This window comes from Macrococcus lamae, assembly GCF_004359545.1.
Taxonomy (GTDB): domain Bacteria; phylum Bacillota; class Bacilli; order Staphylococcales; family Staphylococcaceae; genus Macrococcus; species Macrococcus lamae.
In genome coordinates, this window is record NZ_SCWB01000012.1 from 55,916 (window position 1) to 79,799 (window position 23,884).

The window sequence follows — 23,884 nt, forward strand, 5'->3', positions numbered from 1 at the left end:
TCATCACCCTTTTATCAACGTTTGATTTTAATTTAACTCACTCACTGCGAAGTAATTGCCTTCAGTGTCCGCAAAATTAAAAACTTTCATGCCTGGCATTTCCAGTTTCTCACCCACAGTCACTCCTTTTGCTTTCAAATCATTATAAAGAGCATCCACGTCCGCCGTCTTAAACATTAAAGATGGTGTTTCAAGACTGACTTCAGGACTGAATTTCTTAATGAACGCTTTGTCAAACAACACAATTGATGTCTGGTCAGCATTTATTGTAGCAGGAGCCATTTCGAAAGATTGATACCCTTCTGGCAGCTCTTGCTGGTTGACTATCTTAAACCCTAATTGCTCTTGCCAGAATGCTACTGACTGTTCCAGATTTTCTACATATAGCATTACTTGATGTAAACTTTGAATCATTCTATCACCTCATTATTAGTATAAAATCAATTAGCTTTCACCTTAAAATCCTTTTTCAATAAAGCGTAACGGTTCATATCACAGAACTGATCATTTCTATAAACATCGTCTTTGTCAGTACCGACAATTGTGAACCCAGCATTCAGTGCGACTTTATTACTTCCTTGATTACCGACTTCGGCAATTATAGTCAGTTTGTTAAGTCTCATGTACTGAAATGCAATCTCACATACTTTAGTGACACATTTCGTTGTAATTCGTCTGCCATTATAGTTTTTGTCCAGCCAGTAGCCAATCTCAGCTTTCTTATTATTCCGGTCAATATTATGAAGATCAATTGTTCCGACTAGTTGTTCATCATAATAGATGAGAAATAATCGTCCGGTTTCAGCAGCTTGTTTTTCAAGCATCATTTTGATGTACAGTCGTTCATCTGAGACTTCTTTTGTCATATCGACGAAATCGAGAAACTCTCGTAAATGTTCTCGGTTATTATCCAGAACATTGAATAAGTCTTCTGCCAGAAAAAGTTCCGGTTGAACTAACGTAATATGGTCATCAACAGCCAGTTTAAAAATAGTCATGTGTTCTCCTCCTGCTGAAACAATAAATTTTTCTCATTATACCGATATTTATTTTGATTGTATAGGCACAAAATATGGGCTGAGAAAATGATGACTGCTTTCTTTTCTGCTGGATAAGTATGTCTTACCGAACTCATCAAGTAAGCCGTGGAATTCTTTGGCGTCTTCGTTAGTAAAATGGTCCGGCAGTGCGATTTCTTTCTTGAACTTATTATAATTCTCCGTATTGCTGTAGCCGAGATTTCTGTATAATCTCCGTGTATAGCTGTCAGGAATAAATTCGATTCTGCCGAATAGATAGACGAGCAGAACGTCTGCTGTTTCGGGTCCGATGCCATGAAGTTTTAACAGCTCGGCTCTCAAATCCGGACCGAACTTTTCAGAAATCATGTCGTAGTTAAAATCATGTAATCCAAGCCAGGCAAGTACAGTTGCGATGGCTTTCGCCTTACTTTTATGATAACCGCTCGGTCGTATTAATGTTTCTACTTCGTCAGCTGATAACTTAGCGAGTGCTTCATGTTTGAATGCTGTTGCTTTCTTTATGTTATCGAGTGATCTTACAACATTATTCCAGTTGGTATTCTGCACTAATATAGCACCGATCATCATTTCAATGTCATTGTCAGCCGGCCACCAGCCTTGCGGACCCATATGGTGATAGAGCAGTTGATAGAGTTCGTCTGTCGTCATCATTATGATTCCCTTTCGATATGGTCTCCTAACCATAATAGAATTGCCTTCAATATTTGATCCTGCTTTTTGTCATCCAGTAGCAGATGTCGTCCTCTTTTCACAAGGTGCATTGTCTTATCTTGTGAACTGATGGCTTGGATGAAATCTTCGCTGCCTTTGTATTTTGCTGAACGGTCTTTTGTGCCATGCAGCAGTAGAACCGGTACTTTAATTTCGTGATAACGCGCGAGATTTTCTCTTGACGTTGTGATGATGCTGTCTGCTGAAATCCACGGTAAGTTCCTTGACACTAACTGCGTATCCTGGTCCAGCTGTTCGATGCTGTCTTTTTCAGCCGTCAGTTTTTTAGTGCTCTGCGTGGACACCGGGATACTTGCTGTCGGCTTAGTGTTTCTGAAAAAATGAACGATGATACGTGCCAGAGGATTTGTGCGATGCTCAAGCGAAGGAGACAAGAGCACGACACCGTCTACTCTTTCTTGGCTATCAAGCAGACTGGTCACAGCGACCAGTCCACCTAAAGAATGTCCCAGAAGAAAAATAGGTAGTGGCTGCTGCTTTAATTGACGTCGTGCTTCATTAAAGTCCTGTACTGCCTGCGCCGCATCCGTGCTCCCTCTATTTCCCGGGGAATCACCGCTTCCTCGCATATCAAATGCATAGACAGAAATACCTATTTCAAGAAGATGTGGAATCAGCTGATTATTCTGATCTACAAATCGCTTTGCATAATCACCCCAGCCATGCTGCAGCAATATAACTGCCTTTTCTTTCGGCGCCTTCCAGTGATAGCCTTTAACTCCTGTTCCAATGTCCCATGGTTCGCTGGCTATCTGAAAGTGAGCATCCTTAGTTTTGTTTGAATCGTAATAATGGCGATAAATTATATAAATAGCACCTGCACTTAATAGCGATAGTTGCTTATAGTTCATTATGTCACTCCCTTTTTTAACTGTTATAAAAAAATCTGAGACAGTAACGTCCCAGATTATTGTTTGTTATAGTTTGAAAGCGAGAACTTCAGTATGACAATTACGAATAATGAATCAGGCGTTTTGAAGATGGTCTTTCAGTTCATCATCTGTTAACCGATATCTGCCTTGATGATGCTGTTCAAACGCATAGCCAAGCTGCAATACTTTTTCGTCCTCATTCATTTCTGCTGTAATCGTCAGACCGTGTGGTGCGCCGTCTTCATCCAGTCCTAATGGAATAGAAATTTCAGGATATCCAGCGACTGCTGTTACAAGTGTTCCAGCGTAGTCGAGGTAGGCAATACTGTCCAGTTGATACTTATCAATCAAGTCATCGTAATGAGCAGAAGCATTTTGAATCATTTCATCAACGACTGCCTGGTTATGCTCAGTTTCAGCAGCTGCAACAACATGTCCTTGACCGTACTTACCTCTTACAGATAAATCTTCTTTGTTATACTCTATCAGTTCTTCAAGTGTATTGAACGGCAGCTGGTGTTTTTTAGCGTAAGCCTGCACATCTTTATTGAACTCTGCGTTGATGACTATGATGTTGTCGATAGTGTCTGTATCGAATTCAATCTCTGTTACCTCTGCGCCGGCCTGTCTCAGTGATTCAATTGCCAGCTGTGTCATTGCGTGATTATCCTGCACAACGCCTATGCGTTTACCATCAAGATTTGCCGCTTTCACATCATCTGGATCGATACGATTTAATCGGTCTGCAACGATTGCATTATAACCATAAACTGCGTCAATGACGTTTTTCGTCATCGGTCCAACCACGTCAAGTGATGTGGCAAGCGGAAATACACCTTCACCTTCAGTCCGGTGGATACTCGGCTTAAATCCGACAATAGATGTATAAGCTGCCGGTGCTACGATAGAGCCCGTCGTTTCAGTGCCAAGCGCCAGTGCGCCGATATTAACCGTCGTACTCGTTCCAGCGCCAGAACTTGACCCAAGGGGTGAAAGTTTAAGCGGTTTATATGGATTTAATGTCTGACCATGCTTCGAACTGTAGCCACTCGGCATTTTAGGTCCCATATAGTTGGCAAGTTCTGACAGATTCGTCTTCCCAAGAATGATTGCACCTGCTTCTTTCAGACGTTTCACGACGTCAGCATCTTCAGTAGGAATATGCTCTCTTAATATATGAGTTCCGACACTCGTAATCATATCGTCAGTATTAATATTTTCTTTCACTGTAACAGGTATGCCAAATAAAATCCCTTTTTCAACGACAGGAGAGGCATCACACTTGCGAGCCAGATTCATCGCTTCCGGATTGATTTCTGATATACCGTTAATACCATTTTCGCTTTGATCGAATGTCAAAATACGGTCGAGATAAAATGCCATCAGCATCTCATAGTTTAATTCGTTTTCTCTGATAGCTTCCTGTATTTCTTCAACAGAACGGTCGATGATAAAATCCGCCTTTGAACGTACAAGTTCAAGATTCACATCTTCAAGCTGTTCTTTGACCGCTTTGACGAGACGCTCTCTATTGTACATAGCGTATGATGCTTTAGCTGTCTTAGGTTCTTTTTTTCTTGCTATTGTTACTCCAACAGTTGCTATCAGTGCTGCAATGCCTACAGCCGTACCGATGATTATATTTTTATTATTCACTTGTGTTCCTTCTCTCTTATCATAGTGGTCTTTATGTATTCCCTAATAATGGTGTGTCAATCGTTGTTATAGGGATGCAGTGCATTTGCCTATCACGTTTTTACTTTCTTGAGAGGCAAATCCGTTTGCCTGTCACGTTTTTTCTTTCTTGAAAGGCAAATCCGTTTGCCTGTCACGTTTTTGTTTTCTTGAGAGGCAAACCACATTCACTTAATATCTATCCAGAAACGTCTGCTCTTAACACCGCTTTCCTGGAGATATGATTGATCTTCAACACCACCGTTATTCAGAATCACTTGGGCTGATCCTATATTTTCTTCATCACATGTGACAAGTGCACGTTCTACACTAAGCTGCTTTAAAAACTCGAGGCATCTCTTCAAAATCTCAGTGGCATATCCCTGCTTTCTGAAACTCTGACCGACTCCGTAACCGATATGGCCTCCAGTATTCAGTAAGTCTTCTGTCAATGTATGCCGGATATTTCCTGCGCCGACAATTACACCATCAACAAATAGAAATAATGTCGTATTCTTCACCCAGTCATTACCGCTTTCCCGAAAATCAAGTGCATCCAAAAATCGATCAAAATCGTTAAACTTATAATAATTGGTCGCGCTCGGCACTATCATGTCCGGTTGTTCCCATTCACTGATGTATTTCATAAATGCTGCTTCATCTTCCTTAGTCAGACGTCTGAATTCAATCATTATGCCCCTCCTTATCCATATCTTTTAAATCATCATACCATTCATTAGTCAATTGTCAGATATTTATATTATAATGGCAACTAACAATAGTGAAATGAGTGATGACGATGATCAGATTTGATAACGACTATACAGAAGGTGCCCATCCTTTAATCCTTGAAGCACTGATGAAGACAAATACTGAGCAGCTGCCGGGTTACGGGATGGATGATTACTGCAAGATTGCGGCGGATCATATTAAGCGGCACTGTGATAATGAAAATATTGATGTGCATTTCATGGTCGGCGGCACGCAGGCGAATACAACGATTATTTCTTCTATACTGAGACCACATCAAGCAGTCATTGCAGCAGATTCCGGACATATTGCGGTTCATGAAACCGGAGCGATAGAATCAACGGGTCATAAAGTCCTTGAACTACCGAACACGCAAGGAAAAATCAGCGCTGAACAGATTGAAAGCTATGTGCAAAATCACTGGGATGATCCAACCCATGAACATATCCCGCAGCCGAAACTCGTATACATTTCACAGCCGACAGAATCCGGGACGTTATATTCCAAGCAGGAAATCAAAGCAATCCATGACGTCTGCCAGGCAAGAAACTTATACTTTATGATTGACGGTGCCCGTCTCGGCTACGGAATGGTCTCTAAAACCAATGATGTGAGCTTGAATGATTTGACAAATCTCTGCGACGTCTTCTATATCGGCGGCACAAAAGTCGGTGCAATGTTCGGTGAGGCGATTGTCATCAGTCATGAAACGATTAAAGAAGATTTCCGCTATATTATGAAACAGCGTGGCGGAATGCTTGCAAAAGGACGATTCCTCGGCCTGCAGTTCAAAGTGTTGTTTGAAGAAGATTTATATTTTGAAATCTCCAAACATGCCGTTCAGATGGCTGAATTGCTACTTAGTGCCTTCAAGGCGAAAGGAATCGCACTCAAATATGAGTCGCCGACGAATCAAATCTTCCCGATACTTCCTGAGGATAAAATCAAAACATTGAACGAAAAATATTCGTTCTATACGTGGGAAGACGCAGGAGACGGCAATAAAGTTGTTAGAATATGTACCAGCTGGTCAACTCGTGAAGAAGACATCAAGGCATTCATTGCTGATTTATAAAAACTCGTTAAAAAATCCTCTTCAATCAGGCACTTGAACATGACTGATAGAAGAGGATTTTACTTATTTAATCTGCTTTTTCATTATGAATCCCGGATGACGTGGACCATGGATGGGTAGACCCAGTTCAAAGCCTTGCTTAATGTACATGTCCTTTGCTTTAGCGTTTGGTTCATCAACAATCAATGTGATCCATTCAACGTCAGGATAATAAGTGTTCACAAACCCAGGCAGTGCCTGTAATGCAGCTGTTGCGTAACCTTTCCTTAAATGACGGTGATCTGTCGAGAATGAGCTGACATAAATATAAGGCTCAACTTCGAAGCTCTGTCGGAATTCACTATCGGTATCCAGCACAAAGAAGACAACTGCTTCTTCGTTTTCATTCAATCCTAAAACAAGCTGCATCGAAGTCTCGGTCTCTGCTTCCTTCATTTTGACAGCGGGCGATTTAACGAATTTCAGCTGCGCTTCAGTCAGTTCATACTGATTGAGTTGATCGATCATCGTTTCATCATATTTAACTAATTTCATGTTGCTGCTCCTTTAATAGAGATGAATGGTCATCGGAAATGGTCCAGTCTTCTTTCATCAGCGAAAAAATCCAGTCGTCATGAATGATATCATGATTGCCTTTCACACAGTGCCGCAGTGTGCCTTCATGAATGAATCCAACTTTCTCAAGAAGGTGCTTTGAGGCAACATTCCCTTTAAAAACCCTTGCTGAAATAATGTCAGTACCATTCTCAAAGAGGTGTGAAATCAGACCCACCAGCGCTTCCTGCATATACCCTTTCCCTGTGAACGCTTCATTCATATTATAGGAAATCATTTGACTATTAACGTTATACCTAAGAGAATCATGAAATGCGTCCATCATTCCTATCATCGTATCGTCTTTCAAACAAATCGCGTACATCGTTTCTTCTTTAATTAAGTGCTCCAGTTCTTCTCTTGCTGCATCTTCTGTTAATTCAGGCATTGGATTATAGTTAAGAAATGGCTCGCTGTTACGTATAGTAATAAAATTATCAAAATCACTACTGACAGGTCTTCTAATCATCAACCGTTCAGTTTCAAAGATTGTCATAAGGTGTGCTCCTTCTGTACTTTATCAATCATTGTTTTTATCATACTATACTGAATAGTCATTAACAGTACAATTAATAACATCATGTATTTTAAACTATATAAAAAACTACTCTCAGTTGAGAGCAGTTCTTGTCAATGACGATTCAAATGTTTCTCAATATAAAATGCTGATTCTTCAATTGATTTATACTCGGTATTGATAACAGTCGCATTCAGCCTCTCAAAGACTTCTTCTGCGTAGATCAATTCTTCTTTGATGCGCTTCAAGTTATTGTAGTCAGCAGGTCCTTGCAGACCAAGCACTTTCACCCGTTCTGTACGGATGTTCATGATGTAGTTCGGTCCCGCTGTCAGTCCGAAGACTTTCAGATTTTTCTGCTTGAACAAGGCATCTGGAAGCGGTACTTCAGGAACAAGTGGAATGTTCGCAATCTTATAGCCTTTGTTCGCCAGATACATGCTGAGCGGTGTCTTCGATGTTCTTGATACCCCGACAATAACCGCATCTGCTTCACTTAAATCAGTGAAGTTCTTACCGTCGTCATACTTCACTGAGTATTCCATCGCTTCGATACGCTTGAAATACTGGCTATTAAGTTTTCTGAGGGCACCACTTTCCATTAACGGCTCAATCGATGTCTCACGCTGAATAATCTGAATGAGACCGGACATATAATCCACATAAGGGACACCATGTTCAGCAGCGAAGTTTAAACCTATCTGATTGAGCTCCTGATTGACGAGTGTCGTCACAATAATCGCATGATTATCTTTAGCAAGCGTCAGTATATTCATGAACTGTTCCTGGTCTTTAATGAAAGGAAATTTCTTGATGGTCGCTGAGTCTAGTGCAGGAAACTGCGTCAATGTGGCGTGAATCATACGCTGAGCCGTTTCACCGATGGAATCAGAGATAACAAAGATTTTTAAGTCATTATCGTTCAACTTCAGTCCTCCTACTCATCTGTCACCTGACTCTGTGCCGCTGCAAGCATAGCACCTGGTACACGGAATGGTGAACATGATACGTAATCAATCGCCAGCTGATTGAAGAATTGAATGGATTTTGCGTCGCCGCCCAACTCTCCACACACACCGATTTTGATGTCCGGCTTTACCGCTTTTGCCTGTTCTACAGTCATCTTGATCAGCTGCCCAATACCATCAACGTCAAGTGTTTGAAACGGATCGACTTCAAGAATATGACGGTCGACGTATTCACCGATGAATTTACCGGCATCATCTCTTGAGAAACCATATGTGAGCTGTGTTAAATCGTTCGTTCCAAAGCTGAAGAAATCACATGCTTCAGCAAGCTGTCCAGCAATAAGACAAGCACGTGGCGTTTCAATCATCGTTCCAATGAGATAGCTGACAGATGTGCCTTCCTGTGCTTCCAGTGCTTCAACTTTCGCTTTAATCACGGCTTTCAGTTCCGTAAATTCTTTAACCGTTGCGACCAGTGGAATCATAATTTCCGGATGACATTCGATGCCTTCAGATTTTAAATGCATCACGCTTTTAATAATTGCTTCTGCCTGCATTTCGTAAAGTTCCGGATAAGTGATGGCAAGGCGGCAGCCACGGTGACCGAGCATCGGATTTACTTCCTGTAATTCCTCGATTCGTTTGTTCAAGGCATCTATAGTTATATTCAGCTGCTTTGCAACTGTATTGATTTCCTCTTCAGTATGCGGCAGGAACTCATGTAGCGGCGGATCCAGCAGACGGACAATCGTCGGACGTTCGCCGGACAATCTGAAGATTGCTTCAAAGTCCGCTGTCTGGTAGCCAAGAATCGTATCGAGCGCGCGTTGGCGGTCCTGCTGTGTCGAAGAAAGAATGAAGCGACGCATTTCAACGAGTCGTTCGGCACCGAAAAACATATGCTCTGTTCGTACTAAACCGATGCCTTTTGCCCCGAAGTCATAGCCTACTTTAATATCTGCTGCTGTTTCTGCATTCATACGGACGTCAAGTCGACTTGCCTCTTCTGCCCAGTTCATAAACTGCTCGAACTCTGCACTGTGCTCTGCACTCACCGTCTCAATTTCTCCTACATAAACACAGCCAGTCGAACCATCCACTGACACGACATCTCCTTCTGACAACGTGCCTCCGGAATAAGTGACGCGTTTTTCCTTCGTACTGATATCGAGGTCTGAACAACCGGTCACACAGCATTTACCCATACCACGGGCAACGACCGCTGCATGAGACGTCACGCCACCGTGCGTAGTAATAATGGCTTCTGCGGCAATCATTCCTTCAATATCTTCCGGCGACGTTTCAGGACGCATCAATATGACTTTTTCGCCAGCTGCTGCCTGCTCCTTCGCATCAGCTGCAGAGAAGACGACCTTACCTGTTGCAGCCCCTGGACTTGCCGGCAGACCAATGGTTGAAATGGCTGCTGTCTCTGCCAGTGCGCCTGGATTGAATGCCGGGTGCAGCAGCTGATCAATCGAGCGAACCTCGACTTTTGAGACTGCTTCTTCTTTAGTGAGTACGCCGTCACCTACCATATCTGCCGCTATCTTCATCGCAGCCTTTGCTGTCCTCTTACCGTTACGAGTCTGAAGGATGTAAAGTTTCTCATTTTCAATCGTAAATTCAATATCCTGCATATCCTTGTAATGCGACTCAAGACGTTCTGTCACTTCAATAAACTGCTGATAAACGGCAGGCATCTGGTCATTCAATGTTGAAATCTTCTGTGGCGTACGAATGCCTGCGACCACATCTTCTCCTTGCGCATTCAGTAAGTATTCACCATATAACGTGTTTTCACCGGTTGATGGGTTACGCGTAAATGCAACACCTGTCCCACTACGTTCACCACTGTTCCCGAATACCATCTCCTGGACATTGACAGCTGTTCCGATATCATGTGGAATCTCGTTTAACTCCCGGTAAACACGCGCACGGTCGTTATTCCAGGATTTAAATACCGCTTCAATCGCTTCGCGAAGCTGATCAAGCGGATCCTGCGGGAATGCTTTGTACACTTCTTCCATATAAATATCTTTGTAGTATTTACAGATAGTCTTCAGGTCGTCCGCTGAAATATCAGCGTCGCTCTCGTAACCATGTTCTTTCTTAAACTCGTTAAAATAATCGTCAAATGCCGCCATCGGAATGTTGTAGACGACTTGACCGAACATCTGCAGCAGACGACGATAACAGTCATAGGCAAAGCGAGGATCATTCGTGACTTGAGCAAGCTTCTCAACGTTCTCATCATTCAAGCCCAAATTTAAAATAGTATCCATCATCCCAGGCATCGAAATCTTTGCACCACTGCGGACAGAGACAAGCAGCAAGTAGTCATCAGAAGAAAAAGCTTTACCCGTCGTGTCAGATAAGCGTTTCAGCTGAGATTCAAGTTCAGCAAGCAGGCTTTCTGACAGCTTCTCTCCTTGATTTAAGTACTCAATACACGCTTCAGTCGTAATTGTAAAGCCATTAGGTACCGGTAGACCGAGCCCCATCATCTCTGATAGATTGGCACCTTTACCTCCTAACAGATCTTTCATCGACTGACTGCCTTCTTCAAACGCATAGATATACTTAGTCACTACTCATCACCTCTAAAATTTAATGTGTTATACTATTTAAAAATTAGTATGACATATTAAAATAAAAATGACAATCAAAAACTGAATAAAAGAAATTTACTATCTTATCCTTAAATCAGATTCCTGCAGTTTGATTCGCCGAGCTGTTGATTCCTTGAAGATAGCTTCCATCTTCTCAACATCATCTTCTTGTATCGCTATTTTCAGTTCATGGAATGCTTCTTCAAATCGTTCCATGTAAGTGACGAGATGATCTTTATTGTTCATGAACAGTTCCGGCCATAGCTTCTCATTCATGTTAGCAATCCGCGTTAAATCTCGGTAGCTGTCCCCGATGAATCGTATCGTTTCATGGGAACGGTCGTCGCTGTTGATTAGTGCGACAGCGATAGCGTGTGTCAGCTGACTTGTATGAGCAATCATTTCGTCATGTGTATCAGGATCTGTTATTGTCACACGTTTGAATCCTAAGTTTGCTAAAAATCCTTTGAACCATTCTATGTTTCGAGGATTGTTCGCATCTGTCGGTGTAATCACATAATTCGCTCCTTCAAATACGCTCGCATCAGCATATTCAAATCCACGTTTCTCACGCCCGGCCATCGGATGACCGAAAATAAAATCCACTTGCGATGGTATGACATCCCTCATTGATGCGATAACAGTACGCTTAACACCTGTTGTGTCAGTAATGATAGCTCCATCCTTAAACTCGTTCTTGTGAGTCCGGACATATTCTTTCATCACTTCAGGATAGAGTGCAAAGATAACAAGATCAGCTTGCTGCAATACTGTTTTATTCACCGTTTCACCATAGTCAATAAACCCTTGGTTTTCAGCCAGCTTCAATGTTTCCACATTTGTGTCTATCGCCATTATGTAATGCTTGTTGTCATGATGGCGTATTGCTTTAGCAAAAGATCCTCCAATTACACCGAGCCCTACTATCGCTATTTTCATATTGTCACTTCCAATTATTTTAGTGATTTAAAGCGTAATAATATTTCTTCAAAGAAACCATTAATCATCAGCCCTTGACGCCACCTTCTAATGCGCCACCTTTAATAAATCGTTCAGTTAATGCATACATCACAACAACAGGTAATGCTGTAATCAGTGAGGCAGCCATCATACGACCCCATACATAGTCCGGAGTGCTAAATAACGAATTCAGACCAATCGGCAATGTAAATTTCTCTGTTGATGATAAAAAGATGGAAGCGAACAGAAAATCATTCCAGGCTACCATGAAGCAGTACACAAAGACTGAGACAATTCCTGAAAACGCTAAAGGCACTATAATCCTGAGTATAATCTGCATCCTGTTCATACCATCAATCATCGCTGCTTCCTCAATATCTTTTGGAATCGTTTCGAAATAACTTTTCAGCATAAATATAGCGGTCGGCAACGTCTGCACAACCATTGTGATTACTAGCGAAGTTCTTGTGTCGTAAATTCCAAGTGACGCAATAATTTTAAAGAGAGGCACTACAATGAGAATGCCTGAGAACATATAGACCGTGTAAAAACTCGCATTGATTTTCGTTCTTCCTTTAAAGTTGAGACGGGCCAGAGCATACGACCCTAAAATCCCAATAGCAACCGCAATTAAAGCTGCTGTGACCGCAACAATCAAGCTGTTTTTAATATAATCCACGAAAGGAAAGACATCGGGATTAAAAATATCTACATAATGCTGTACTGTGAATTGGCGAGGGATAACGGTTGGCGATGTTGAGATGGCCTCGCGCCTACTTTTAAACGAAGTCATCAGCATGATCCAGAAAGGAAATAAATTAATAGCAAGGATCCCAATAACGAAAATATAAGTCAGTATGTTTTTAACCTTCTTATTTTTAGCCATTATTTAAATTCACCCGCTTTCTAGTGATAAATATGACAAGTGCAATAATCAAGAACAATATGACTGAAATAGCTGATGCTTTTCCTAGATCATTAAAGGCAAAGGCAGTCTTATAGAGATAGATTCCTAATATATCAACTTTATTTGTAAGTAGATAGACATCTGTAAACATGTAAAACATCCAGATAGATCTTAATACTACAACTGTAGCGAGCACAGGCATGATTGACGGCAGCGTCACATTTTTAAATTTCTGCCAGCCGTTTGCACCATCCATATCAGCAGCTTCATATAAATTTTTATCGACCGTCTGTAATATAGCGAGCAGAGAAATGAATGCATACGGATAATAACGCCAAATGGCAAACAGCACAACAAGTATAAAACTTGATACAGGTTTATCAAACCAAAGAGGAGCTTTATCAAGTAGATGAAGTTTATCTACTAGCAAATCATTAACAATGCCGTAACCATTATTGAACATGTACTTCCATGCAAAAATCAGAGAAATGGAAGGCGTCACATAACTCAGAGTGATCAGCGAACGTGCTGTTCCTCTGAACTTAAAATCCCGGTTAAAAACTAAAGCTACCACTAATCCTAAAAACGTACTTCCGATGACTACAAGTGCTGTATAAGCGATGGTCAATCCAAGCGAGACGTAGAATGATGGATCCTTTAATACATCTACGTAATTCTTCAAACCGATAAACTGTGATTTTAAGCGCGCGTTCAAAGGAACATCTAAAAAACTAATTTGAATGTTGGACAACATTGGGTAGAATACGAGCACAATTAACAAAATTAAACTCGGTGCAAGTAACGCCATAGCAAGCGTTGCTTCGGAATTTTTAATCGACCGCTTCATTAAGGTCACCTACTTTTCAAGAGATTGTTGGGCTTTCTTTAGTGCAGTTTCAGGTGATTGATCGCCTACTGTAACGTCGTTCACTGCTTTTGAAATAGCCCCTGAACTTGTAATGTCACCCATCTTCGTATAGTTTTTATTACCTACCAGACCGAATACCTGCAGCTTGTCAAATGACTGCGCAATTTCTTCAGATAGATTACCAAATGACCCTACTACTTTATTGGATTGATAGGTTTTACTTTCCACTACTTTCTTATTGACTGGCTGAGCACCGCCTGGTGACATCAGCACCCATTTTTCCATATTGTCTGTTTCCGACAAGAATTTCACAAACGCCTTAGATGCTTCTTCCTGTTTTTTTGGCAGACCTGAAGAAATAGTCAAACCGGATACTGTACCATATACCGCTTCTGACTTGTGAGTAGGAATTGCAAATCCGATGTCCTTTGATTTCTTTGCTTCGTAGACAGTTGGAAGAATATAAGTTGAGTAAATTGCCATAGGCGCAGAACCATTCATGAAAGCATCCTGTATTTCGGTGACATCATTTGAGCCGGGCATCGTATATGCTGACAACTGCTTATAGTATTCAAGTGCCTCTGTCATTTCAGCTGTATCAATCGTTACTTGTCCCTTCTTGTTAAGAACATTTGCCTTATTTGATAACGCAAACTGAGAAAATGCCTGCTCTGACATTGTGCTGTCTGCAGTTGGCATCGCAATACCATATTCCTTCTGTTTCGGATGATTAAAGTGCTTTGCAATCTTCATAACATCATTCCAGTCATTTGGTTCGCTGAATCCTGCTTCTTTCAACTGATTCTTGTGATACCAGATACCCTGTACCCAGCCGCTAATCGGTGCAGAGATGTAATGATGCCCATCTTCAGACTTAACCAGTCTTTTAGCTCCTTCATAATAATCCTCTTCATCCGCCGAATTCATGACTTCAGTGATGGCCTGCTTGTCAATCAACTCATCCTTATCCATCACTTTGGCGAAATCCTGACTTGCTTCTATCACACTTGGTAATTTATTTGCACGTGCTAATGTCACGACCTTCGTATTATAGGCATCCTCTTCAACGGGAATTTGATCTATCTTAATATCAGGATGTTCCTTTTCAAAGTCAGCAACTAATTCATTGATGACTTTCAGGCGATCCTGTTCAATAGAAGAATGCATGAATTCAACAGTGGTCTTTCCATCATCTTCGCTACTGCAGGAGGCTAATGTCAAAGGAAGCAGACAGAGAAAAGAACTATATAAAAACTTTCTTTTAGCCATATTACACTCTCCTTTAAAAGCATTTTCTACCATATACCCTAACATCTAAAAAAAGTACTCCTCAACTAAGAGAAATACTTTTTCCTGATTATTAAGGTGTTTCGTGTTGAAGTTCGCGTCATATATCATAGATGTTATGAAATTTGTTTCTATTTCGGTTAAAATAACATTAATCCTACAGGAGGTAGCCTTATGATTATTTCAAGTTCACAAGGATTGTATTTGTCGAGAAAGAATCGATTAAACGAGTCATTCCAAAGAAATGATGATGTTTTTAAAATAATCATTAATTGTTCTCACCATAACTTATATAAAGTAGAAAATGATGAAATTATTTTTGGCCGAGATAAATTTCTGACCCTGTCTCCTAATACGAATCATCAGCAGCTACTAATCAATGACGAAAAAATCCTCATTGAAATCAAGCCGCATCTTGTTCAATCAATCGCTAGTGATTTAAGTAGTTTCCCATCTATGTTTTATCTGCCGGTTGAACATTCAAATGAAAAATATACCAATATTCAACGACTTGTCCATTTAATGAATCAGGATATCGACCTGAACTTAAAGCAGACATATCTTGATTCATTTATCACTCGATTAATCATTGATAATATCATTACCACTGATACCTTTAATAATAAAGAAACAAAATATTTTTCTGAATTTATTGCATCAAACTACACCGAACAATGGTCTCTTGAAGATTTAGCACACGCTCTTGGTTATAGTAAGTACCATTTAATTAAAAAGTTCAATCAGTGTTTTAATATGTCTCCAATCGAATATTTAAATCATAAGCGAATTGAAAGAAGCATTGCACTCCTAAGAGAAACAGAACTAACTTTTACAGAAATCGCCTACTCTACCGGGTTCAGTTCTTACAAACAGTTCAGTTCATGGTTTAAGCAGTTGACGTTTTTGTCGCCGAAACAATTCAAAGAAAAGTACAGCCGTTATAATCATTAGTAACGAACATGCTAAATAAATGATAGAGATAGAAACATAGTTATACAAAAAGCCGAATACTATATAAGAAATGGTGTTAGCAATATATAACAGCACTGCATTAAAACTGAACGCTCTAGCGTGCATGGGTTCTGAAACTTCTGACTGTATTAAGTAAGCACGTGTCATACTGGATAAAATTAATCCAGCACTGATAATAAATAAAGAGATGATAATACCTACTGGATCATGCCATACACTCATCAGCAGGAATCCTGCTCCCCAGACAAGTGTACCGATTAAGTATGTTTCAATAGATTGTTTCTTAAATAATAATGGAATGAATAAATTTACAACTATCCCAAAAATGCTGTAGAGTCCTTTGTAGAACGCATAGTCCGATTGCACGTGATCTGAACTTTCTTTAAGCAGCAGTAAAAATCCTATATCAAAGATCCATGTATTTAAAAAAACTATGAGAAATGTCACAGAGAATAACTGCTTGATAATTAGTTGAGTTTTTAAATAGCTGTAAAACTCTAAAAGATCGTCTTTTACCTTTTTAATACTCTTCGATATGTTCGTTTTAGTTTCATTGACGTTTAATAATAGAAGACATATCAGACTGATGATGTAAGTCACTAAATCAATGATAAAGAAAATACCGATATCAGCAAAAAGCAGTATGATGCCACTTATAAACATTCCTACAATGGTCGTCGCTCTAATCGCGATATCATAATAAGAATTAGCAGTAACACGTTCTTCTTCAATGACTATTTTAGGAAGTAATGCACGATGAGCCGGATTAAAGAAACAGCCTGTCATACTCAGCAGTATAACAATAGCTATTAAACTCATCAGATTGATTTGATGCAAATAATAGAACACGATCAATAACACTAATAAAGGAATTCTGATTAACTGCATGACGATTAGTAAATGTCGTTTAATATACCAGTCTGCAACTACTCCGCCGATTAAACCAAAAAAGATATAAGGCATTGTTTCTACCGCTCCGATATAAGATGTTAACTGACCTGACTTCGTCATATTATATGCCAGAAAAATAATACCGAAGTCAGTCAATACAGTTCCCGCAGTAGAAACACTGCCACCAATCATATATAGAAGAAAGTTTTTATTTTTGAAAGAATTATTCATCATCTCACCTCTAGCTAAATGATAAATAACTAATACAAAAAATAATGTCCCTATATTGCTTGAAACAAAGCAACTTAGGGACATTATTTTATTCTTCAACCTGCTTGTTCTAATCTTTGATGCCTCAACAGCAGCAAGCCATTTAATATCACTAGTATGGTCGACCCTTCATGGAACAAGACCGCTGTCGGTAAGCTTAGCAAGCCGAATATATTAAGGATAACAAGGATAACGATGACTGAGATAGAGAAGACGACGTTCATCTGGATTGTGCGACTTAGTTTCTTACTAAGATTAAAACTATGCAGCAGTTTAGACAAGTCACTTTTGACGATGACGACATCTGCTGATTCCATTGCGACGGACGAACCGTTTCCCATAGCGATACCGATATCAGCACTTGCTAGTGCCGGCGCATCGTTAATGCCGTCACCAATCATCCCGACGACTTTGTTATTGTTCTGACTGTCTGTAACGTATTTGATTTTATCTTCCGGCAGACATGACGCAATGTAATGATTAACACCGACTTCTTCCGCAACTTTCTTCGCTACTATTTTGTTATCACCGGTGAGCAGCGTGACATCGATATTCTGGTCACGGAAACCTTTGACAGCTACTGCTGATTCTTCTCTTATCTGGTCTGACAGTGAGAAATAGCCGACGATAGTTTCTCCTTTACTGACTAGTATCGTCGTATAACTTTCTCCTGCTTTATCCTGATAATGATGAGGGTCTTCAAACTTCTCAAATGCAGAAGGTTTACCGACTCTGATATCTCCTTTTACCAGTCCTGCACCTGCCGCTTCTTCCACAGGTTCTTCTCTCACTGAGTCTAGATTGATATTCTTGAAGGCAGCGACCATTGCTCGTGCAATCGGATGGCTCGACTGCTGTTCCATATAGACGACTTCTTTTAAGTTTGCTTCATCGATTTCATAGTCCGTCACTTTAAATTCGCCGATAGTCAGCGTTCCTGTTTTATCGCTGTATAAGACGTCCATTGCGCTAAGAGCTTCCATTGCAGCACCGCCTTTGAACAGGACACCGTTTTTAGCACCGTTACTGATTGCACTTAATGTCGCAGGTGTCGCCGAAGCAACGAGTGCACATGGACTCGCTACAGTCAGCAGCACCATTCCTCTATAAAATGCCTCCTTGAAATCCAGATGGTTGAAACTATAGAGAATAAAAATAAAAACAGGAACAGCAATTAATACACCGATAACATATTTTGCTTCGATACGATCGATAAACTTAGAGACTCGAGAAGGTCTGCCCTGTGCTTCATCAACCATGCGGATAATATTAGAGAATACCGTTTCACTGCTTAATTTATTAACCTTTAAATAAAATACATTGCCTTCATTTATGGTGCCGGCAAAGGCTTCATCACCTTTTTCTTTCTCAACCGGTACTGCCTCCCCTGTCAATGCCGATTCATTGACCATTGAAGGGCGGTCGATAAAGCCGTCAATCGGGATTTGTTCACCTTTTGACACGACAACCATATCACCGACAACCAGGTTTTCAGTCAGTACTTCTATCACTTCGCCATTACTTTTTAATACATGTGCTGTATCAGGTACTTGCGACATCAGTTCAGAGATGGCGTTTGTTGATTTATTCGTCGCATAATCCTCAAGTACTTCAGCAGCTGCAAAGATTAACAGCAGAACCGCGCCTTCTGATTCATAATTGATGATAACAGCTCCAATGGCTGCAAGGATCATCAGTAAATCAACATTCGGTGATTTATCATGAATTGTCTCTGAGACAGCCTCTTTCGCTGCAAAGAAACCTAGAAAGAAAATAGCAATATAGAAGGGGTAGCGACTTAAACTTTCGTTGACTGCCGATAGTATAAATCCTAATATCGTGAATAATATTCCTATAACCAAAAACTGACCTTGGCGAGTTTTTGACAAATAATTAATCATACGGCTTTTCACCACTTCTTATTTATAATAATTATAATTTAATATAAAACTTATTTTAAAATAAGTCAATTAATTGATAATCCAGCTCTCTAATTGAGAATAGTTTTCATGTTCAGATTCATTTTGTATATAAAATAAGTGTCCGGGACTTCATGTCCTGGACACTTATTTTAACTCACATCTTTATACAGCTTTTTGGGTATGAATGCTTTTGCGAACAAAGCGGCGAGTATGACGATGACAAAGTTAATACCAAATGTCGTCAGTGCTCCCCATTCAATGCCCATCTGTCCTTTAAATATAGTAAACAAAGAGACGAGAATCGCTATACCAAATCCTTGACCAAGTGTTGATGCCATCTTAAAAATAGCCGATGCAATACCTGTTTTATCTTTAGGAAGCGAGGATATTGCTGTGTCCAGTGCAGGTGTCGCAAATAAGCCGACGCCTGCACCAAAAAATACAAATCCGACCGCTGCTACAATAATATAAGTCCAGCCATGGAGAAATGTCAGTGACATTAATGCTACTCCGACTGCTAAAAGCAATGGTGCCATGACAAGAGCTTGTTTTGCTCCGTATTTTTTTATGCTTTGCTCCCCTACTTTAACGAGCAGTAAGAGAAAAATGACATATGGCAGAGTGACAATACCCGACTGGAACGGTGACAGTCCCAAGTTTGACTGAGCAAATATATTAAACACTGCAATAGATCCGACCGACATATTTAGCAGAAAGTTACTAGCGACTACTCCTGTATATGATTTATTGCCGAACAGGGAAAAATCAATGAACGGCGTCGTCTGTTTCTGTTCATATATATAGAAGATAATTGCACCTAAGATGACTATTGCCATCATAGCTAATGCTGGAATGCTTAACCATCCCATCGTGTTACCTTGGGTGATCAGTATACTAAGCGCTGCTAAAACAATCGTAAACAGCAGTAAACCAATCAGATCAAATCGTCCTGACGAATCGATTTTTGGAAGCTCGATGTTCTTCAGTCTAATCAAGAGGATGAGACCTAAAACTGCAAATGCAATAGAAATGATAAACACCAATTGCCAATCAAAATATGTTGAAATGAGTCCTGCAAACAAGGAAGCGAATCCGGTTCCACCAAACGCTCCTATTGACCACCAGCTAAGTGCATTTCGTCTCTTATCTCCTTCAAATAGAAGACTGAATAATGATATAGTTGACGGCATCAGTGAAGCAGCAGAGAATCCTTGAATCACACGGCCGGTCAACATAATATATTCATTCGTTGTCAGAATTACAAGTAATGAACCAACAATACTAAGTATAATACCGATGAAAATCATTTTGGCAGGTCCAATTCTGTCTGATAAATTACCTGATGCTACCATAAAGATACCAGTAATCAGTGAGGTCAGACTGATTGCCAGATTTAATACTCCTTGTGTCGTATGGAACGTGTTCTGTAAATCATTGCTTAAATTCAGAAATGTCTGGGCAAACAACCAGTAAGTCAAAATAGATAAGACTACACCAAGAATAATTAAATTTCCTGAGCGGTTGTCTAGTTTTTGCGGTAAAGTCTTCATATGCTCAACCACCCTTCTTATCAGTTTATTTTCTTTTTTCTACTACAGTTCTACCCTCGAATCGAAAAAAGTAGTCGCCTTTTATCAGTAAAAAAACGTATCTATGACAGATACGCTTAATAAAAATTATTCACTTTTCATCATAATATGTTCTTTCGGTCGATTTGTATAAACTCCGCTGACACCATATGCTGATAGCCGGTCCATTTCCGTTAAATCATCTACTGTATAGAATCTGACCAGTAACCCGGATGATTTTAATCGTCTGACTTGTTTCTCTGTCGCATCTCTATAGTGAATAGAAACAGAATCAGCGTATGATTTTATGTGATCAAGATCACTGTCAGACAGCTGACTGATGTCTCCTTTCCAGATGGATTGGTTGAGCGGCAGACCAGGCGCTAGTTTCTTGAGTTTTTTAAGTGAGTCGGAGGTAAACGATTCAACAACGATCCTTCTATTCTGAAGATAAGGTGTCGCAAGCAGTCCATGGTTCTTCAATGACTCAAAAACTTTCTGCTCCATTCCATCATATTGTTCCGGCACTTTCATTTCTATGTTCAGCTTCATTCGATGACCATACCTCTCAAGAACTTCATCAAGTGTTCTAATTTGCTCTCCTTGAAATTCAGCTCTTGCACGCTCTGGAAATTTATCATTGAACCAGCTGCCTGCATCCAGTGTCTTTAGCTGTGCCAGTGTTTGATTTCGAACTAATCCAGTGCCATCAGTCGTTCTTTCCAGCGTTTCGTCATGAAAAGCAACAAGCTGTCCATCGCGTGTCATCTGCAGATCAATCTCAATGACATCTGCCTGCTGCCTCATTGCTAAATCATATGCCGCAAACGTATGCTCCGGCGCGTCAAAGCTTGCGCCGCGATGTGCAATGGTCAAGGGTGCTGTCACTTCTGCTTCAGTCGTTAGAAAAGGTGAAACAATTAATACAGAAAATAAAAGAGCGATTGATTTTTTCATGTCTATCCTCATTATTTTATTTTTTGTTAATTGATTCTGTTAAGCACGTTCATTATATCAATGAAGACTGGACTTCCGGACGGCTATTACGATATTAACAAACACTTTGAATTCTTCATGCTTCCTCAAAAAAATTTACAGTTACAAGAAAAAACACACTTCTCATTCGTGAGAAATGTGTTTTTGTGATGCCTCCACCCAGAATCGAACTGAGGATTCATCATTACCATTGATACGTTATACCACTTAACTATGGAGGCGCGACTATCTACTAGTCTAAAGAATTCAAGCGACAGATTCAACTACTTTTTTTATCGCTGGGCTAATTAATGGCACTTCTATAACTATTGACATTATTTCATTTTGTCTCCTCTAATTTTACACTTTTCCATGCTATGATAAGTATATTATTAATCAACGGAGTGGTTATATGAATTCAACTGAACATCGACAGGCAATTAAACTCGCCTTCCCCCCTACAATACCTATTATGGCAGGCTTCTTATTTTTAGGTCTGACTTATGGCATCTACATGCATTCACTCGGTCATCCCCCTTACTTCGCCGTTGTAATGGCCACATTCATCTTAGCAGGTTCTATGGAGTTTGTAGCCGGTGTTCTGCTTTTAAGTTCTTTTAATCCGGTAAGTGCCATCTTAATTACGCTTGCTATTAACGCACGGCATTTATTTTACGGCATTGCGATGCTCGACCGGTTTAAAGGAACAGGACGGAAGAAATGGTATTTAATCTACGGAATGTGTGACGAGGCCTTTGTGGTCAATCAGACGATAAAAATTCCGGATGGGTACAACAAAGGATGGGTTATGTTTTATGTGACCTTATTTATTCATTCCTACTGGGTCATCGGTACAACACTCGGCAGTGTGCTCGGTACGTTTATCACAATTGATTTGTCAGGACTTGAGTTTGTGCTTGCTGCGTTATTTTTAGTCATTTTTCTCGATCAGTGGCTGAACGGCAAACGAACACCCGCTTCAATCGGACTCGTTGTCTCAGTGATTTGTCTGATGATCTTCGGCAAAGATTTCTTTCTGCTGCCAAGCTTAATCATCATTGTTGCCGTACTCTATTTATTTCAGCGCCCTTTAAGGAAGACAGGTGAATCATCATGACATTATCCCAGCAACTCATCACTATTTTGATCATTACTATCGTCACACTGCTGACGAGGTACTTACCATTCTTTATCTTTAAAACAGATAAAGAAATTCCACCGCTGATTCAATATTTCGGACAAATACTCCCGCCGGCTATATTCGGACTACTCGTTGTGTATGCACTCCGTGATATTGAATGGACTTCCTCTGCACACAGTATCCCGACATTTAGTGCGATTATTGTGATACTTCTACTTCATCTCTGGAAACGGAATATGTTAATGTCTATCGCAGCAGGAACGATATGCTACATGATATTTATAAGATTATAAAAGTTGTGACTTTAGCAGACTTCATAGTTCTGGACCGCAAATTCTGTTTGCGGTCCATGTTTTCCTATTTTTAATCCTTTTGTTATTTTTCTGGCCCGTAAATCCTGTTTGCGGACCATGTTTTACTTTTTTTCATCTTTTTGTTCTTTTTCTGGCCCACAAATCCTGTTTGCGGGCCGTGTTTGTTGTAAGAATCTATTCTTCTTTAATCTCTTTGATTATCCGAGCCGGTGTTCCAGCTACAATAGTGTTGGCCGGTACATCTTTTGTTACTGTTGAATCGGCAGCGACAATCGAATTTTCACCTATTTTCACTCCTGGAAGGACAGTGACATTTGCACCGAGCCAGGCGTTTTTCTTAACTGTTACAGCAGCGACGTTCAAGCCTCTTCTTTTTGCAGGATCGACAATATGATTGACCGTAATTAATCTTACAAAAGGTCCAATCAATACATTATCCTCAATCACAATGCCTCCTAAATCAACGAACATCACATTTTGATTGATAAAAACATCTTTTCCCATCTTTATATGCTTACCGTAATCGGTATAAAACGGCAGTGAAATAACAACAGACGCATCAATCTTTGAATTCGTAATCTCACTCACACGACGACGAACTTCATCCGGTGCATGATACCCTTGATTAAGCTCCAGCACAAGGCGCTCATTGTCCGCCTTATTCACATGAATTTCATCATACAGCTCACTTCCTGGTAAAATCTCTTTCCCTTGCAGACGTTCGGCTAAAGACATTGAAAACACCTCTTTTTAAATTATAATAATGATATTCATTGGAAATTAAGAGAATTATCCCTCTAATATTATTTTAAATCAATTGATAGAAATTAATTATCTATTCCGTATCACTAGTGTTGCATAAATAAAGACTGAAATTTCTGATATTTACTTTTCTTCGAAAATTTAAAATTTGAAAACACCTAAACAGAGGTAGTAATCATCCATTTTTTTACTTATATGATTTCGTGAATT

22 protein-coding genes, 1 tRNA gene and 1 pseudogene are annotated in these 23,884 nt (G+C 40.1%); 4 read left to right on the forward strand and 20 right to left on the reverse strand.

What is annotated here, in order from left to right; translation table 11 throughout:
- Nucleotides 1-27: 27 nt before the first annotated feature.
- The 6 genes from ERX29_RS07715 to ERX29_RS07740 form a co-directional block, all read right to left on the reverse strand.
- Entirely contained in the window at nucleotides 28-414 is a 387-nt protein-coding gene (locus ERX29_RS07715; protein ID WP_133444127.1) for a VOC family protein, read from the reverse strand.
- Nucleotides 415-440: 26 nt separating this feature from the next.
- Complete coding sequence (locus ERX29_RS07720; RefSeq protein ID WP_133444128.1) at nucleotides 441-998, reverse strand: GNAT family N-acetyltransferase; 558 nt, start codon at nucleotides 996-998, stop codon at nucleotides 441-443.
- A 48-nt stretch (nucleotides 999-1,046) separates the two neighbouring features.
- Nucleotides 1,047-1,694: an endonuclease III domain-containing protein gene (locus ERX29_RS07725; protein WP_133444129.1), complete on the reverse strand. Its 648-nt coding sequence runs from the start codon at nucleotides 1,692-1,694 to the stop codon at nucleotides 1,047-1,049.
- A complete protein-coding gene (locus ERX29_RS07730) occupies nucleotides 1,694-2,626 on the reverse strand; it encodes an alpha/beta fold hydrolase (RefSeq protein WP_133444130.1) in 933 nt (310 codons plus the stop codon). Before ERX29_RS07730 ends, ERX29_RS07725 begins: the two co-directional genes overlap by 1 nt.
- A 114-nt stretch (nucleotides 2,627-2,740) precedes the next feature.
- Nucleotides 2,741-4,303: an amidase family protein gene (locus tag ERX29_RS07735; protein WP_165981109.1), complete on the reverse strand. Its 1,563-nt coding sequence runs from the start codon at nucleotides 4,301-4,303 to the stop codon at nucleotides 2,741-2,743.
- A 206-nt stretch (nucleotides 4,304-4,509) separates the two neighbouring features.
- Complete coding sequence (locus ERX29_RS07740) at nucleotides 4,510-5,013, reverse strand: GNAT family N-acetyltransferase (protein WP_133444132.1); 504 nt, start codon at nucleotides 5,011-5,013, stop codon at nucleotides 4,510-4,512.
- 107 nt (nucleotides 5,014-5,120) lie between these two features.
- On the opposite strand from ERX29_RS07740, the gene ERX29_RS07745 reads away from it, so the two are divergent.
- Complete coding sequence (locus ERX29_RS07745; RefSeq protein ID WP_133444133.1) at nucleotides 5,121-6,146, forward strand: threonine aldolase family protein; 1,026 nt, start codon at nucleotides 5,121-5,123, stop codon at nucleotides 6,144-6,146.
- 63 nt (nucleotides 6,147-6,209) lie between these two features.
- Here the strand turns inward: ERX29_RS07745 and ERX29_RS07750 are convergent, their stop codons facing one another.
- The 8 genes and pseudogenes from ERX29_RS07750 to ERX29_RS07785 all read right to left on the reverse strand — a co-directional run bounded on the left by ERX29_RS07750 (nucleotide 6,210) and on the right by ERX29_RS07785 (nucleotide 14,841).
- Nucleotides 6,210-6,680, reverse strand: coding sequence for a GNAT family N-acetyltransferase (locus ERX29_RS07750; protein ID WP_133444134.1), 471 nt, complete (start codon nucleotides 6,678-6,680; stop codon nucleotides 6,210-6,212).
- Entirely contained in the window at nucleotides 6,667-7,236 is a 570-nt protein-coding gene (locus tag ERX29_RS07755; protein ID WP_133444136.1) for a GNAT family N-acetyltransferase, read from the reverse strand. Before ERX29_RS07755 ends, ERX29_RS07750 begins: the two co-directional genes overlap by 14 nt.
- 134 nt (nucleotides 7,237-7,370) lie before the next feature.
- Nucleotides 7,371-8,189, reverse strand: a complete 819-nt coding sequence (locus ERX29_RS07760; protein ID WP_133444138.1) for a pyruvate, water dikinase regulatory protein — start codon at nucleotides 8,187-8,189, stop codon at nucleotides 7,371-7,373.
- Between the two features lie 5 nt (nucleotides 8,190-8,194).
- The gene (gene ppdK, locus ERX29_RS07765) at nucleotides 8,195-10,816 is read right to left on the reverse strand and encodes a pyruvate, phosphate dikinase (RefSeq protein WP_133444139.1); all 2,622 of its coding nucleotides are present in this window, start codon (nucleotides 10,814-10,816) and stop codon (nucleotides 8,195-8,197) included.
- Nucleotides 10,817-10,915: 99 nt separating this feature from the next.
- Nucleotides 10,916-11,776, reverse strand: a complete 861-nt coding sequence (locus tag ERX29_RS07770; protein WP_133444141.1) for a prephenate dehydrogenase — start codon at nucleotides 11,774-11,776, stop codon at nucleotides 10,916-10,918.
- A gap of 67 nt (nucleotides 11,777-11,843) precedes the next feature.
- Nucleotides 11,844-12,620, reverse strand: a pseudogene (locus tag ERX29_RS07775) (carbohydrate ABC transporter permease); the annotation flags it as partial.
- A 55-nt stretch (nucleotides 12,621-12,675) separates the two neighbouring features.
- Complete coding sequence (locus tag ERX29_RS07780; protein ID WP_133444146.1) at nucleotides 12,676-13,551, reverse strand: carbohydrate ABC transporter permease; 876 nt, start codon at nucleotides 13,549-13,551, stop codon at nucleotides 12,676-12,678.
- Nucleotides 13,552-13,560: 9 nt separating this feature from the next.
- The gene (locus ERX29_RS07785; protein ID WP_133444148.1) at nucleotides 13,561-14,841 is read right to left on the reverse strand and encodes an ABC transporter substrate-binding protein; all 1,281 of its coding nucleotides are present in this window, start codon (nucleotides 14,839-14,841) and stop codon (nucleotides 13,561-13,563) included.
- Between the two features lie 192 nt (nucleotides 14,842-15,033).
- Between ERX29_RS07785 and ERX29_RS07790 the strand changes: the two genes are divergently transcribed.
- Nucleotides 15,034-15,810, forward strand: a complete 777-nt coding sequence (locus ERX29_RS07790) for a helix-turn-helix transcriptional regulator (RefSeq protein ID WP_133444150.1) — start codon at nucleotides 15,034-15,036, stop codon at nucleotides 15,808-15,810.
- Here the strand turns inward: ERX29_RS07790 and ERX29_RS07795 are convergent.
- The 5 genes from ERX29_RS07795 to ERX29_RS07815 all read right to left on the reverse strand — a co-directional run bounded on the left by ERX29_RS07795 (nucleotide 15,739) and on the right by ERX29_RS07815 (nucleotide 21,699).
- Nucleotides 15,739-16,953, reverse strand: coding sequence for an MFS transporter (locus ERX29_RS07795; RefSeq protein ID WP_165981110.1), 1,215 nt, complete (start codon nucleotides 16,951-16,953; stop codon nucleotides 15,739-15,741). The genes ERX29_RS07790 and ERX29_RS07795 overlap by 72 nt on opposite strands.
- A gap of 95 nt (nucleotides 16,954-17,048) precedes the next feature.
- Entirely contained in the window at nucleotides 17,049-18,893 is a 1,845-nt protein-coding gene (locus ERX29_RS07800; protein WP_133444152.1) for a heavy metal translocating P-type ATPase, read from the reverse strand.
- 170 nt (nucleotides 18,894-19,063) lie between these two features.
- Nucleotides 19,064-20,464, reverse strand: a complete 1,401-nt coding sequence (locus ERX29_RS07805; protein WP_133444153.1) for an MFS transporter — start codon at nucleotides 20,462-20,464, stop codon at nucleotides 19,064-19,066.
- A gap of 126 nt (nucleotides 20,465-20,590) precedes the next feature.
- Complete coding sequence (locus ERX29_RS07810) at nucleotides 20,591-21,439, reverse strand: glycerophosphodiester phosphodiesterase (protein ID WP_165981111.1); 849 nt, start codon at nucleotides 21,437-21,439, stop codon at nucleotides 20,591-20,593.
- Nucleotides 21,440-21,628: 189 nt separating this feature from the next.
- Nucleotides 21,629-21,699, reverse strand: a tRNA-Thr gene (locus ERX29_RS07815).
- Between the two features lie 170 nt (nucleotides 21,700-21,869).
- Here ERX29_RS07815 and ERX29_RS07820 point away from each other — a divergent pair.
- Together ERX29_RS07820 and ERX29_RS07825 are read left to right on the forward strand one after the other, a co-directional pair.
- A complete protein-coding gene (locus ERX29_RS07820; protein WP_133444155.1) occupies nucleotides 21,870-22,574 on the forward strand; it encodes an AzlC family ABC transporter permease in 705 nt (234 codons plus the stop codon).
- Nucleotides 22,571-22,891, forward strand: a complete 321-nt coding sequence (locus ERX29_RS07825; RefSeq protein ID WP_133444156.1) for a branched-chain amino acid transporter permease — start codon at nucleotides 22,571-22,573, stop codon at nucleotides 22,889-22,891. The genes ERX29_RS07820 and ERX29_RS07825 overlap by 4 nt, the downstream gene beginning before the upstream one ends.
- Nucleotides 22,892-23,086: 195 nt before the next feature.
- Here ERX29_RS07825 and ERX29_RS07830 read toward each other — a convergent pair whose 3' ends face one another.
- Complete coding sequence (locus ERX29_RS07830) at nucleotides 23,087-23,656, reverse strand: DapH/DapD/GlmU-related protein (RefSeq protein ID WP_424960631.1); 570 nt, start codon at nucleotides 23,654-23,656, stop codon at nucleotides 23,087-23,089.
- Nucleotides 23,657-23,884 lie beyond the last annotated feature (228 nt).